This is a genomic window from Mycobacterium sp. THU-M104, assembly GCF_049197365.1.
Taxonomy (GTDB): domain Bacteria; phylum Actinomycetota; class Actinomycetes; order Mycobacteriales; family Mycobacteriaceae; genus Mycobacterium.
In genome coordinates this window covers 1-14,290 of record NZ_JBMIOP010000136.1, presented here as the reverse complement: position 1 = coordinate 14,290, position 14,290 = coordinate 1, and the positions used below count along the sequence as shown (strand labels likewise).

The 14,290-nt window shown below is 68.5% G+C and carries 8 protein-coding genes and 1 pseudogene; 6 read left to right on the top strand and 3 right to left on the bottom strand.

Going from position 1 to position 14,290, the window contains the following annotated elements; all coding sequences use genetic code 11:
* From ACOJVU_RS11775 to ACOJVU_RS11765, 3 genes and pseudogenes are all read left to right on the top strand, one after another.
* On the top strand, positions 1-7,200 hold a 7,200-nt coding region (locus tag ACOJVU_RS11775; protein WP_421529951.1), incomplete at its 5' end, for a fatty acid synthase subunit beta domain-containing protein.
* 28 nt (positions 7,201-7,228) lie between these two features.
* Positions 7,229-7,621 carry a holo-ACP synthase gene (locus ACOJVU_RS11770; protein ID WP_421529950.1) on the top strand — a complete coding sequence of 131 codons (393 nt, stop codon included), beginning with the start codon at positions 7,229-7,231 and terminating at the stop codon, positions 7,619-7,621.
* Between the two features lie 132 nt (positions 7,622-7,753).
* Positions 7,754-9,126: pseudogene (locus ACOJVU_RS11765) on the top strand (dipeptidase); the annotation flags it as partial.
* On the opposite strand, the gene bcp reads toward ACOJVU_RS11765, so the two are convergent.
* Entirely contained in the window at positions 9,101-9,574 is a 474-nt protein-coding gene (gene bcp, locus ACOJVU_RS11760; RefSeq protein WP_421529949.1) for a thioredoxin-dependent thiol peroxidase, read from the bottom strand. The pseudogene ACOJVU_RS11765 and the gene bcp sit on opposite strands and share 26 nt — an antisense overlap.
* Positions 9,575-9,681: 107 nt before the next feature.
* Between bcp and ACOJVU_RS11755 the strand changes: the two genes are divergently transcribed.
* Complete coding sequence (locus ACOJVU_RS11755; RefSeq protein WP_421529952.1) at positions 9,682-9,909, top strand: DUF3618 domain-containing protein; 228 nt, start codon at positions 9,682-9,684, stop codon at positions 9,907-9,909.
* A gap of 26 nt (positions 9,910-9,935) precedes the next feature.
* Here the strand turns inward: ACOJVU_RS11755 and ACOJVU_RS11750 are convergent, their stop codons facing one another.
* Positions 9,936-10,913 carry a sulfite exporter TauE/SafE family protein gene (locus ACOJVU_RS11750; protein WP_421529948.1) on the bottom strand — a complete coding sequence of 326 codons (978 nt, stop codon included), beginning with the start codon at positions 10,911-10,913 and terminating at the stop codon, positions 9,936-9,938.
* A gap of 1,352 nt (positions 10,914-12,265) precedes the next feature.
* Here ACOJVU_RS11750 and ACOJVU_RS11745 point away from each other — a divergent pair.
* Both ACOJVU_RS11745 and ACOJVU_RS11740 read left to right on the top strand, forming a co-directional pair.
* A complete protein-coding gene (locus ACOJVU_RS11745) occupies positions 12,266-12,472 on the top strand; it encodes a hypothetical protein (RefSeq protein WP_421529947.1) in 207 nt (68 codons plus the stop codon).
* Entirely contained in the window at positions 12,456-12,866 is a 411-nt protein-coding gene (locus ACOJVU_RS11740) for a hypothetical protein (RefSeq protein WP_421529946.1), read from the top strand. Before ACOJVU_RS11745 ends, ACOJVU_RS11740 begins: the two co-directional genes overlap by 17 nt.
* Positions 12,867-13,210: 344 nt before the next feature.
* On the opposite strand, the gene ACOJVU_RS11735 is transcribed toward ACOJVU_RS11740, so the two are convergent.
* The gene (locus ACOJVU_RS11735) at positions 13,211-14,023 is read right to left on the bottom strand and encodes a YncE family protein (RefSeq protein WP_421529945.1); all 813 of its coding nucleotides are present in this window, start codon (positions 14,021-14,023) and stop codon (positions 13,211-13,213) included.
* Between the last annotated feature and the right edge of the window lie 267 nt (positions 14,024-14,290).

Here is a 14,290-nt window from a genome sequence, read left to right as displayed (position 1 = left end):
GGTGCCGACATCCACGAGATCGACAACAGCGCCTCGCGTTGCGGCCGGCTGCTCGACGAGGTCGCCGGTGACGCCGAGGCGGTCGCCGAGCGGCGCGACGAGATCATCGCGGCGATGGCCAAGACCGCCAAGCCGTACTTCGGCGACGTCGTCGACATGACCTACCTGCAGTGGCTGCGGCGCTACGTCGAGCTGGCGATCGGCGACGGCGACTCGACCGCCGACACCGCCGCACCGGGCAGCCCGTGGCTGGCCGACACCTGGCGCGACCGGTTCGAGCAGATGCTGCAGCGCGCCGAGGCGCGGCTGCATCCGCGGGATCACGGCGCCATCGAGACCTTGTTCGCCGACCCGGCGCTGCTGGAGACCCCGGAGGCGGCGATCGACCTGCTGCTCGCCGGCTACCCCGACGCGGCCACCGTTCAGCTGCATCCGGCGGATTTACCGTTCTTCGTCACCCTGTGCAAGACACCGGGCAAACCGGTCAACTTCGTCCCCGTCATCGACAAGGACGTGCGGCGCTGGTGGCGCAGCGACTCGCTGTGGCAGGCGCACGACGCCCGCTATGACGCCGACCAGGTGTGCATCATCCCGGGTATCGCGGCGGTCGCCGGCATCACCCGGCTGGACGAGCCCGTCGGGGAGTTACTGGACCGCTTCGAGCAGGCCGCCGTCGACGAGATGCTTGCGGCGGGGGCGGAGCCGCAGGCCGTCACGTCGCGCCGGCTGGGCCGCCCCGACGTGACCGGTCCGCTGGCCACCGTCCTGGACGCGCCGGACGTGCTGTGGGCCGGGCGCATCGTCGCCAACCCGGTGCACCGCATCGCCGAGCCATGCGACTGGCAGGTGCACGACGGGCCCGAGAGCCGCTGCGCCACCAACTCCTCTACCGGAGCCCGGCTGCAGCCGGACGGCGCCGGGCGGGTTGTGCTGAGCGTCCCGGTGTCCGGCTTCTGGGTTGACATCCCATTCACCTTGCCCGCCAACACTGTTGACGGTGGCGCCCCGGTGGTGTCCACGGCCGACGCCAGCCAGGCCATGCGTGCGGTGCTGGCGATCGCCGCCGGCGTGGACGGGCCGGAGTTCTTGCCCTCCGTTGTCGACGGCACGGCCACGGTGCAGGTGGACTGGGACCCCGAGCGGGTCGCCGATCACACCGGGGTCACGGCGACCTTTGGTGAGCCGCTGGCTCCTAGCCTCACGACCGTGCCCGACGCGCTGGTGGGGCCGTGCTGGCCGGCGGTTTTCGCGGTGATCGGCGCCGCAGTGACCGACGCCGGTGTCCCCGTTGTCGAGGGGCTGCTGAGCCTGGTGCACCTGGACCACGCCGTCCGTGTGGTCGGTTCGCTGCCCGCGACCCCGGCTCAACTGATGGTCACCGCGACGGCGTCAACGGCCGCCGACACCGACATGGGGCGCGTCGTCCCGGTCTCGGTCACCATCGCCGGAGCCGACGGCGCCCCGATCGCCCACCTCGAGGAGCGGTTCGCGATCCTCGGGCGCACCGGGGCCGGCGAACTCACCGACCCGGCCCGGGCCGGTGGCGCGGTGTCGGAGAACGCCACCGACACGCCGCGCCGGCGCCGGCGCGACGTCACGCTGAGCGCACCGATTGACCTGCGCCCGTTCGCGATGGTGTCCGGCGACCACAACCCCATCCACACCGACCGTGCTGCCGCGCTGCTCGCGGGATTGGCGGGACCTGACGGTGAAGGTGGGCCCATCGTGCACGGCATGTGGCTCTCGGCCGCCGCGCAGCACACGGTGACTGCCACCGACGGGCAGGCCCGTCCGCCGGCTCGGCTCCTCGGCTGGACCGCGCGCTTCCTGGGCATGGTCCGACCCGGCGACGCGGTCGACTTCCGCGTCGACCGCGTGGGCATCGACCAGGGCGCCGAGATCGTGGAGGTCGCCGCCCGCGTCGGCTCGGATCTGGTGATGTCTGCGACCGCACGACTGGCCGCCCCCAAGACGGTCTACGCGTTCCCCGGCCAGGGCATCCAGCACAAGGGAATGGGCATGGAAGTCCGGGCTCGCTCCAAAGCGGCCCGCGCGGTGTGGGACAAGGCCGACAAGTTCACCCGCGACGTCCTGGGCTTCTCGGTGCTGAGTCTGGTGCGCGACAACCCGACGAGCATCATCGCCAGCGGCGTGCACTACCACCACCCCGACGGGGTGCTGTATCTGACGCAGTTCACCCAGGTCGCCATGGCGACGGTGGCCACCGCGCAGGTGGCTGAGATGCGTGAGCAGGGCGCTTTCGTCGAGGGCGCGATCGCCTGCGGCCACTCCGTCGGCGAGTACACCGCGCTGGCCTGCGTCACCGGCGTCTACGAGCTGGAAGCGTTGCTGGAGATGGTGTTTCATCGCGGCTCGAAGATGCACGACATCGTGCCGCGCGATGAGCTGGGCCGCTCCAACTACCGGTTGGCGGCCATCCGGCCCTCCCAGATCGACCTGCCCGACGACGAGGTGCGCGCGTTCGTCGCTGATATTGCGGCGAATACCGGTGAGTTTCTCGAGATCGTCAACTTCAACCTGCGCGGCTCGCAGTACGCGATCGCCGGCACCGTGCGCGGCCTCGAGGCGCTGGAGGCCGAGGTGGAGCGGCGCCGCGAGATCACCGGCGGCAAGCGGTCGTTCATTCTGGTGCCCGGCATCGACGTGCCGTTCCACTCCCGGGTGCTGCGGGTCGGGGTGGCCGACTTCCGCCGCTCGCTGGAGCGGGTCATGCCCCGGGACACAGATCCCGACGTGATCATCGGGCGTTACATCCCCAACCTGGTGCCCCGGCCGTTCACGCTCGATCGCGATTTCGTGCAGGAGATCCGCGATCTGGTGCCCGCCGAGCCGCTCGACGAGATCCTTGCCGACTACGACACCTGGCGTAACGAGAAGCCGCGCGAGTTGGCTCGCAAGATCGTCATCGAGCTGCTGGCATGGCAGTTCGCCAGCCCGGTCCGCTGGATCGAGACGCAGGACCTGCTGTTCACCGAAGAAGCCGCCGGCGGCCTCGGTGTCGAGCGATTCGTCGAGATCGGCGTGAAGTCCGCGCCGACCGTCGCCGGCCTGGCCGCCAACACTCTCAAGCTGTCCGAATACGCCCACAGCACAGTCGAAGTGCTCAACGCCGAGCGTGACGCCGCGGTGCTGTTCGCCACCGACACCGACCCCGAACCGGTGCCCGACGACGCGCCGGAGCCGGTGACCGAGCCCGCGGTCGCCGCGGACGCGGCACCGGCGGCCCCCGCAGCGCCGCCGCGCGCACCCTCGGGCGGGGTCCGCCCGGACGACATCGTGTTCGACGCCGCCGATGCCACGCTGGCGCTGATTGCGCTGTCGGCCAAGATGCGCATCGACCAGATCGAGGAGCTCGACTCCATCGAGTCCATCACCGACGGGGCGTCGTCGCGGCGCAACCAGCTGCTGGTGGACCTGGGTTCGGAGCTCAACCTGGGGGCCATCGACGGTGCCGCCGAGGCCGACCTGGCGGGGTTGCGCGCGCAGGTGACCAAGTTGGCGCGCACCTACAAGCCCTATGGCCCGGTACTCTCCGATGCGATCAACGACCAGCTGCGGACGATTCTGGGGCCCGCGGGCAAGCGGCCGGGCGCGATCGCCGAGCGGGTCACGAAGACCTGGGGGCTCGGCGATGGCTGGGCCAAGCACGTCACGGTCGAGGTCGCGCTGGGCACGCGTGAGGGCACCAGCGTCCGCGGCGGTGCCATGGGTCACCTGCACGAGGGTGCCTTGGTCGACGCCGTCGCGGTCGACAAGGTGATCGACGCCGCGGTCGCGGCCGTTGCCGCGCGCCGGGGCCTTACGGTCGCGCTGCCGTCGGCCGGCGGTGGTGGCGGGGCGACCGTCGACGCGGCCGCGCTGAGCGAGTTCACCGAGCAGATCACCGGCCGCGACGGCGTGCTGGCCGCGGCGGCCCGTCTGGTGCTGGGCCAGTTGGGCCACGACGAGCCGGTCAGCGCGATGCCGGCCGCCACCGACGCCGACCTCATCGACCTCGTCACCGCCGAACTGGGCGCGGACTGGCCGCGTCTGGTGACCCCGGTGTTCGACGCCCGCAAGGCCGTCGTCTTCGACGACCGCTGGGCCGGCGCGCGTGAGGATCTGGTCAAGCTGTGGCTGGCCGACGAGGCCGAGATCGACGCGAACTGGCCGCGCCTGTCGGAAAGGTTCGAGGGCGCCGGACATGTCGTCGCCACCCAGGCCACCTGGTGGCAGGGCAAGGCGCTGGCCGCCGGCCGTCAGATCCACGCAGCGCTGTACGGCCGCATCGCCGCCGGGGCCGAGAACCCGGAGCCGGGTCGCTACAGCGGTGAAGTCGCCGTGGTGACCGGCGCGTCGAAGGGGTCGATCGCCGCGTCGGTGACCGCGCGCCTGCTCGACGGCGGTGCCACGGTCATCGCGACGACGTCCAGGCTCGACGAGGAACGGCTGGCGTTCTACCGGGGGCTCTACCGCGACCACGCCCGCTACGGTGCGGCGCTGTGGGTGGTCGCGGCCAACATGGGGTCCTACGCCGACATCGACGCGCTGGTCGAGTGGGTCGGTACCGAGCAGACGGAAAGCCTTGGGCCGCAGTCGATTCACGTCAAGGACGCGCAGACCCCGACGCTGCTGTTCCCGTTCGCGGCGCCGCGGGTGGCCGGTGACCTGTCCGAGGCCGGTGCGCGCTCGGAGATGGAGATGAAGGTGCTGCTGTGGGCGGTGCAGCGGCTGATCGGCGGGCTGTCGAAGATCGGCGCCGAGCGTGACATCGCGTCGCGGCTGCACGTGGTGCTGCCCGGCTCACCCAACCGCGGCATGTTCGGCGGCGACGGCGCCTACGGCGAAGCCAAGTCCGCGCTGGACGCCGTGGTGTCGCGGTGGCACGCGGAGTCGTCGTGGTCGCAGCGCGTCAGCCTGGCGCACGCGCTGATCGGCTGGACCCGCGGCACCGGGTTGATGGGCCACAACGACGCCATCGTCAGCGCGGTCGAGGAGGCCGGCGTCACCACCTACTCGACCGACGAGATGGCCGCGATGCTGCTGGACCTGTGCGACGTGGAATCCAAGGTGGCTGCTGCGCATTCGCCGATGAACGTCGATTTGACGGGTGGGCTCGGCGAGGCGGAGCTGGACATGGCCGAACTGGCCGCCAAGGCGCGCGCGCAGGCCGCGCCGTCCGAGGAGGCCGAGACCGACGAGGCCGCGCCCATCATTGCCGCGCTGCCGTCCCCGCCGCGCGGATTCACCCCGGCGCCACCCCCGGACTGGGATGACCTCGACGTCGACCCGGCCGACCTGGTGGTGATCGTCGGCGGCGCCGAGTTGGGCCCGTACGGCTCCTCGCGCACCCGCTTCGAGATGGAGGTGGAGGGCGAGCTGTCGGCGGCCGGCGTCCTCGAACTGGCCTGGACGACGGGCTTGATCCGCTGGGACGACGACCCCCAACCGGGGTGGTACGACACCCAATCCGGGGAGCTGGTCGACGAGGCCGAACTCGTCGAGCGCTACCACGACACCGTCGTACAGCGCTGCGGCATCCGCGAGTTCGTCGACGACGGCGCGATCGACCCCGACCACGCCTCGCCGCTGCTGGTGTCGGTGTTCTTGGACAAGGACTTCTCGTTCGTCGTGTCCTCGGAGACCGACGCACGCGCCTTCGCCGAGTACGACCCCGAGCACACGGTCGTCCGGCCCGTTCCCGACTCCACCGACTGGCAGGTGATCCGCAAGGCGGGCACCGAGATTCGGGTCCCGCGAAAGACCAAGCTGTCGCGGACCGTCGGCGCGCAGATCCCGACCGGCTTCGATCCGACGGTGTGGGGGATCAGCCCCGACATGGCCAGTTCCATCGACCGGGTGGCGCTGTGGAACATCGTCGCAACAGTCGACGCGTTCCTGAGCGCCGGGTTCACTCCGGCCGAAGTCATGCGCTACGTGCACCCCAGCCTGGTGGCCAGCACCCAGGGCACCGGCATGGGCGGCATGACGTCGATGCAGACGATGTACCACGGCAATCTGCTGGGGCGGAGCAAGCCGAACGACATCTTGCAGGAAGTTCTGCCGAATGTTGTCGCCGCACACGTGGTTCAGTCCTATGTCGGCAGTTACGGCGCGATGATCCATCCGGTGGCCGCGTGCGCAACGGCCGCGGTTTCGGTCGAGGAGGGCGTCGACAAGATTCGGCTGGGCAAGGCCGAACTGGTGGTGACCGGCGGGTTGGACGACCTGACGTTGGAGGCCATCATCGGCTTCGGCGACATGGCGGCTACCGCCGACACCGCGATGATGCGTGCCCGCGGCATCGCCGACTCGAAGTTCTCCCGCCCCAACGACCGGCGGCGATTGGGCTTCGTGGAAGCCCAGGGCGGCGGGACCATCCTGCTGGCCCGCGGCGACCTGGCCCTGAAGATGGGGCTGCCGGTACTGGCGGTGGTGGCCTACGCGCAGTCGTTCGGCGACGGTGTGCACACCTCGATCCCGGCGCCGGGGCTGGGCGCGCTGGGCGCGGGCCGCGGCGGCAAGGACTCGCCGCTGGCCCGGGCGCTGGCCAAGCTCGGTGTGGGTGCCGACGACGTCGCGGTGATCTCCAAACACGACACCTCGACGCTGGCCAACGACCCCAACGAGACCGAGTTGCACGAGCGGCTGGCGGACTCGCTGGGCCGCTCACCGGGCGCCCCGCTGTTCGTCGTGTCGCAGAAGAGCCTGACCGGGCACGCCAAGGGCGGTGCGGCCGTGTTCCAGATGATAGGCCTGTGCCAGGTGCTGCGCGACCAGGTGATCCCGCCCAACCGCAGCCTGGACTGCGTCGACGAGGAGCTCGCCGGCTCCGCGCATTTCGTGTGGGCGCGCGACACGCTGCGGCTCGGCGAGAGGTTCCCACTCAAAGCGGGGCTGCTGACCAGCCTCGGCTTCGGGCACGTCTCCGGGCTGGTGGCGCTGGTGCACCCGCAGGCGTTCATCGCGTCGCTGGATCCCGGGCAGCGCGCCGACTACCAGCGTCGCGCGGACGCGCGCCTGCTGGCCGGTCAGCGCCGGCTGGTCTCGGCCATCGCTGGTGGCGAGCCGATGTACCAGCGGCCGCCGGACCGCCGCTTCGACCACCACACGCCGGAAAAGTGCCAGGAGGCGGCGATGCTGCTGGATCCGGCCTCCCGGCTGGGCGAGGACGGGGCGTACCAGGTGTCCGCGGAATGACCGGGCCCATCCGTTAGCCTGGCGACCCATGGGCATCGTCGGAGTGGGGATCGACCTGGTTTCCATTCCTGATTTCGCGGAGCAGGTCGATCAGCCCGGAACGATCTTCTCGGAGACCTTCACCCCCGGTGAGCGCCGCGACGCCTCGGACAAGAGTTCGTCGGCGGCGCGGCACCTGGCGGCCCGCTGGGCCGCGAAGGAGGCGGTGATCAAGGCCTGGTCGGGGTCGCGGTTCGCGCAGCGGCCGGTGTTGCCCGAGGCCATCCACCGCGACATCGAGGTGGTCACCGACATGTGGGGGCGGCCGCGGGTCCGGTTGAGCGGCGACATCGCCAAGCACTTGGCCGACGTGACGATCCACGTGTCGCTGACCCACGAGGGCGACACTGCGGCCGCGGTCGCCATCCTGGAGGTGCCGTAGCCCCGGCGAGCAGACGCAAAAGCGCCGCGACACGCCGGGAACGAGGGGCCTTTGCTTCTGCTCGCGGACAAGCTCGCGGACAAGCTCGCGAAATAACTCGCGGAAAACGGGGAGACGAGGAAAGGGGAGACCATGGGTGATCTGGTTCAGCGCGTGCGCGACGTGTTGCCGTCGGTGCGACGCGACCTGGAGGACCTGGTGCGCATCGAATCGGTGTGGGCCGACCCCGACCGCCGGCCCGAGGTGCACCGCAGCGCCCAAGCAGTCGCAGATCTGTTGTTGCAGGCCGGTTTCGGCGACGTGCGCATCGTCAGCGAGGGCGGCGCGCCGGCGGTGATCGCCCGGCATCCGGCGCCGGCAGGCGCCCCCACCGTGCTGCTCTACGCCCACCACGACGTGCAACCCGAGGGCGATCGCAGCCAGTGGATCTCGCCGCCGTTCGAGCCGACCGAGCGCGACGGCCGGCTCTACGGGCGCGGCAGCGCCGACGACAAGGCCGGGATTGCGACACATCTGGCGGCGTTCAGGGCCCACGGCGGGCAGCCGCCGGTGGGGGTGACGGTCTTCGTCGAGGGCGAAGAGGAATCCGGGTCGCCGTCACTGGGCGCGATGCTGGCCGCCCACCGCGAGAGGCTGGCCGCCGACGTGATCGTCATCGCCGATTCGGACAACTGGAGCACCGACGTCCCGTCGCTGACGGTGTCGCTGCGTGGCCTGGCCGACTGCGTGGTCGAGGTGGCCACGCTCGACCACGGTCTGCACTCGGGGCTGTGGGGCGGAGTGATACCCGACGCGCTCAGCGTGCTGGTGCGGCTGCTGGCCGGCCTGCACGACGACGACGGCAACGTGGCCGTGGCCGGGTTGCACGAGACCGACCCCAAAACTGGCGGAGCAGGCCGGAACTATCCCGAATATCCGGCCGAGCGCGTCCGCGCCGACTCCGGCCTGCTCGACGGCGTGTCCGAGATCGGCACGGGCTCGGTGCCGCAGCGGATGTGGGCCAAACCGGCGATCACGGTGATCGGCATCGACACCACGCCGGTGGCCGCCGCCTCCAACACGCTGATCCCGCGGGCCCGGGCCAAGATCAGCATGCGTGTCGCCCCCGGCGGCGATGCCGCGGCACACCTCGACGCGTTGACCGCGCACCTGAAACGGCACGCGCCGTGGGGCGCGCACGTCCGCGTCACGGCCGGCGATGTGGGTCAGCCCTACGCGATCGACGCCACCGGCCCGGTCTATGACGCCGCGCGGTCGGCGTTCCGGCGGGCCTGGGGCGCCGAACCGATCGACATGGGCATGGGCGGCTCGATTCCCTTCATCGCCGAGTTCGCCGCGGCGTTCCCGCAGGCCAAGATTCTGGTGACCGGTGTCGAGGATCCCGGCACCCAGGCCCACAGCATCAACGAGAGCCTGCATCTGGGTGTGCTGGAACGCGCGGCGATCGCCGAGGCGCTGCTGCTGGCGAACCTGGCCTGATCAGACCGACAGGTCGCGGCGCAGCTTGGCGACGTGTCCGGTGGCCTTCACGTTGTACTGGGCGACGGCGATCTTCCCCTTTTCGTCGACGACGAAGGTGGACCGGATCACGCCCTGGACGGTCTTGCCATACATCTGCTTCTCGCCGTAGGCGCCCCAAGCCGTCAGCACCGTGCGGTCGGGATCGGACAGCAGCGGGAAAGTCAGTTTCTCGGCGTCCCGGAACTTCGCCAGCTTCTCCGGCTTGTCGGGGGAGATCCCGATGACGTCGAGGCCGGCGTCGTTGAGCTCGCGCAGGCTGTCACGGAAGTCGCAGGCTTGTTTGGTGCATCCCGGTGTGGAGGCGGCCGGATAGAAGTACACGACGACGCGGCGTCCCTGGTAGTCGGCCAGCGACACCGTGTTGCCGTCGGCGTCGGGCAGTCTGAAGGCGGGCGCTTTGTCACCCGGCGCCAGTCGCGTGGTCTCGGTCAAGGTTCGTCCCCTTCTCTTCACCGCCGCGTCGGCATCGGCGCCGGCTGTTCTAGGGTAGTGCCGGCGGGTGCATCACCCGGAGAGTGGGCGACTTGGAGGACAAAGACGTGGCCGATCGCGATCCCGAGATCATCAAGCAGGAGATCGACCGCGCCCGCGACCAGCTCGCGGTCACCGTCGATACGCTCGCCGTGCGCGCCAACCCCCGTCGCCTCGCCGACGAGATCAAGGGCCGAGCGGTCGAATTCGTCAAGAAGCCGGTGGTGATGGCGTCTTTGGCCGGTGTGGGGGTTCTGGTCATCGTGGTGGCAGTGGGCCGGATCCGCAATCGGTGACCTGGCGTCGGACCCTGGCGTCGCAACTAGGCCTCGTTGCCTTCGGGTTGGCCGGCGCACGATGCATCGCGAAGGTGCCGCCGCGAATCCGCGAGTTCGCTGACTTCTTCCTGAGCCTGATGGTCCGTGCCGTTCGGCGGGACTGTGGGACGATCCGATGCTGGCCCGCGGGTTCGATCGCGCCGCTCCATGCGGGCGTGTACGAGCATGATTGCGGCTGCCAGCCCGACCAGCGCGGCCACAGTGAAGCCTGACGCAGGGTTGATCTCCTTGCCGACGGTGACCGCCGCGATGGTCAGGGCGAGGAAGCCAAAGGCCGTTCGCAGCAAGCTGGGGTCGACTCTCGCGTGCAGGTGGGCACCAATCTGTCCACCGATCACCGTGACCACGGTGAACGCGGTGGCCAGCTTTGCGTCGATATGGACGTGTGCCAGATAACCGCCGAGGCCGGCGAACGAGTTCAGGGTGACGACGAGCAGCGAAGTACCGACGGCGTAGGTGATGGAAACCCCGCCGACCAGAGTGAGGAAAGGTACGACGAATACGCCGCCGCCCGCCCCGACCAGGCCGGACACCAATCCGATGGCCAGCCCGCCGAGGATGAGTATGACCATCGGTAGCGGCCGGTGGCCCTCGCCGTCGACGATTCTCTTGCGCGGGCGCAGCATCGCGGCACCGGTGACGATCACCATCCCGGCGAATCCGATCAACAGAATCTCGCCGCTGAAAAAGTGGGCCAGCAAGCCGCCGATGTAGGCGCCGACGAATCCGGCTCCACCGAGCAGCGTCCCGGTTCGCCATTGGATGCGGCCGGCCCGCAGGAACGGGATGATGGTGACGGCGCTCGTCACCGCCACGACAAGGTGCGCCGTGGCGATGGCTTGCTTGGGGTCCATCCCGGCGACATAGGCCAGCAGCGGGACCGACATGACGGTTCCGCCGCTGCCGAGTATGCCGACCACGATGCCGACGACAAGGGCGAGGACCAGGGTCAGCTCGAACATGCTCAGATCTCTCACTTTCACGTGTCAATTCGAAGGGCTCAGGGCTCAGGGCTCGCGGCACGATGCCGGCCCGGTTCATCAGGTTGTGGTGGCAGCAAGGCCTTCGTTGTTTCGCGCGTTGTTTCGCGCGTTGTTTCGCCCACTTGCACTCTGAGCCGCGGCTCCGGGTCGCAACGATGCGCCAACTGACCGCCAAAGCCCACATCGGAGAGCAGAACTCAGCGGGATCGGCGGGCGGTTTGTGGCCGGCGGACGCCCACGACGGTTGCTGATATGCCGCCGCGAAGGGGAGCGCGGGCGACCGTCGGAAGCCAAGACCCGCGACGTCTCCCTCCGGCATTTGAGGGCCATTCGAGTTCCTCCGCGTCAGGTCCGGCTCCACCAAAGGGGAACCGGACACCGGTCTGTTCCCAGGAACCATTGGCCGTCTGTACAAGACGCGCAATTACGGCGGGTCCCACCGCCACCGTGTGTCCAGCGTGTGGAGGACGAGCATTCCGACGCCGCGACACTACGAGGATGGACTCAATCAACCTCACTCGCGGGGATCCGGCAACTCGAAACGCCGAAGCACAGGTGATTGCCAGCTGACTTTGACACTGCGAACAGCCGGTTCGGGATCCGTCATGGATCCCACGCCGATTCGACGCGCGTTCTCGCATCCTGCGTCCGGCGGACCATCCACCAGGCTGCAGTGCCTCGTCTGGTGCGCACCGGCCACCAATCGGTCTCACTCGTAGGTGGCGTTCAACCAATCGAGATCCTCGTCCCAGTCAGCGATCGCTTCGGAGTAGTCGGCATCTCGTCGGGCCCGTTCGCTGAGGCGCCGAGACTGCGGTGGCGGCGACGTCGAGGCGAAAAAGGAGCGCTGAACGCAGTCTCGAAGCCGCCAGTGCAGACTCGGCACCAGCGGCGTCTGGTAACAACCCTCGACGAACTTACGGGCGAGATCACTTAGTTTGCACGAGAACTGCCACGGGATTTAGAGGCCCGTTGTCACCACCCGTGTCACCACCTGCGGCGACTGCTCCGGTTCCCGAAAAGCAGAAAAACCCTGTTAGGCAGGGGTTTGACCCGGTGCGCCGTCAGGGTTTCGAACCCCGGACCCGCTGTTAGCGGACGAGCCATATCCCCAGGTGGCGGGAGTGGGCATGAGTAGGCACAAAAATACGCTGACCTGGGTAAATGTGTTAATGAACCACAGCACGAGGCGCGGTCATCACGGGCATTTTCTGACAATAAAGTGACACCTGGCGATAGGTGGACGGAAATAGGGAAGCCCCCACCACCGCCCTGTCACGTCCCCGTCCATGCCCTGGCGCGGTGTCGGTGGCGGGCGGGATGCTGTGCCCATGACCGACCAATCCACCACCGCCGCCCTGCACCAAGCCGTTGCCGCGTTCGTGGCTGAGCACCTCGCCGACGACCCCGACGACGGCGGATTCACCGGCGGATTCGCGTACAGAATCGACCTGCACCGTGCGGATGGCACCGTGGTTCCTTTTATCTACACGTCGGATGACGCACACACGGAGCTGTGGCGTGTCCGGCGCGACTGACCCGAACCCGAACCCGAACCCGCGTGGCGGTGGGCGGGACGACGTGCCCATGAACAGCCATGACCTCATTCGCGGGGTGACCCTGACCGCGACGACGATGGACGGGCGCAAGGTTATCTTTCGTCAACCGTTGGTGGACCCGTCCCGCCGCGCGGCGGGCACGTGGGCTGGGGACGCCGCGCTGATTGACCAGGTGAACCTTTTCCTTCACGGTGACCCGGACGAGAGCCATGACAACCTGCACAGCGTGGCGCTGGCGATGATGTACGCCGCCGGGGCGGGCGGAACGGCGAACGACTTCACGCTGCTGTTGGCATGGAACCACCCGCGCGAGGTTGAGGAACGCGGTCGCCGGGAACGGGAATGGCGCGATGAACTGGGCTGGGACAGATAGCGGAAACATGCCCGAATCTACGTCCCCTACGCGGTGGTGGTAATTCGCCTGCTACACGCCTGCGGCACGGTCTGAATCCCTTCGCGTCACAACCCTTGTCAGAGAATGTCGTGGTTGTAGGCGCGGACGGACCCGAGGACACAGACATTCCTACTGGGGTTGCTGACCATCGACGCGGGCAGCTCCTCGCGCGGTCGAGATCGAAGGATGGGTGGCGCAGCTTCGCGCCGAGCAGCCCGTGAACCGGGTCCCCCGGATTCATCCAGAGCAAGGCAAGCAAGCACGAAAAGTGACCGCGAAACACCCAGGTGCAGCCCAAACACCCGCCCCGCGACGGTATACCACTACCCGCTGAGCACCGACACCGTGTCGCTGCCTGCGTTGGCGACGTATATGTCCCCGTTGATTGTGTTGACCGACACCGCTTCCGGCTCGCTGCCCACGTCAATAGTACCGATAACAGTGTTAGTGGTTGGATTGATTACTGACACCGTATCGCTGCCTGCGTTGGTGACGTACACGTCGTGCCCGGGGTTGACCGCCACCGCGACCGGCTCGCTGCCGACGGAGATGGGTGACCCGGTGACGGTGTTGGTGGCTGTGTTAATCACCGACACGGTATCGCTGCCTACGTTGGTGACGTACACGTCGTGCCCGGGATTGACCGCCACCCCGACCGGATCGCTGCCGACGGTGATAGGTGATCCGGTAACGGTGTTGGTGGCTGTGTCAATCACCGACACCGTGTTGCTGTCCTCGTTGGTAACGTACACGTCGTGCCCGGGGTTGACCGCCACCCCAGTCGGCAAGGTACCGACGGAGATAGGCGATCCGGTAACAGTGTTGGTGATCGGGTTGATCACCGACACCGTGCTGCTGTTGGCATTGGTGATGTATACGTCACCGCCAGTGACCGTGTTGACCGCCACCCCAGTCGGCTCGTTGCCGACGGAGATGGGCGATCCGGTAACGGTGTTGGTGGACGGGTTGATCACCGACACGGTATCGGTGCCCGAGTTGGCGACGTACACGTCGTGCCCGGGGTTGACCGCCACCCCGGTCGTCGGATAGGTGCCGACATTGATGGTGCTGATGACACTGTTAGTAGATGGGTTAATCACCGCCGCCGTACCGCTGTCTAAGTTGGTGACGTACACGTCACCACCCGTGACTGAATTAACCGCCACTCCGACCGGACTGTCAAAATCGGTGCTGGTGATCGTGGTGATGGTGCCCCCGGCCCCACCGGCCCCACCAGCGCCACCGGATCCGAAGAACAGTCCTCCACCGTGACTGCCGGAACCACCGGGAGCGCTGAAGCCCGCAGTCGCCGCACCTCCGGTACCTCCGGCACCTCCGGTCCCGCCGCCTACCAACAGACTTCCCTGACCACCTACTCCACCGGCTCCGCCGGCTACACCAAA

Coding starts and splice junctions, on each gene's coding strand:
- ACOJVU_RS11770 (WP_421529950.1), top strand. CDS start 7,229: ATGGGCATCGTCGGAGTGGGGATCGACCTGGTTTCCATTCCTGATTTC.
- ACOJVU_RS11750 (WP_421529948.1), bottom strand. CDS start 10,913: ATGTTCGAGCTGACCCTGGTCCTCGCCCTTGTCGTCGGCATCGTGGTC.
- ACOJVU_RS11745 (WP_421529947.1), top strand. CDS start 12,266: ATGACCGACCAATCCACCACCGCCGCCCTGCACCAAGCCGTTGCCGCG.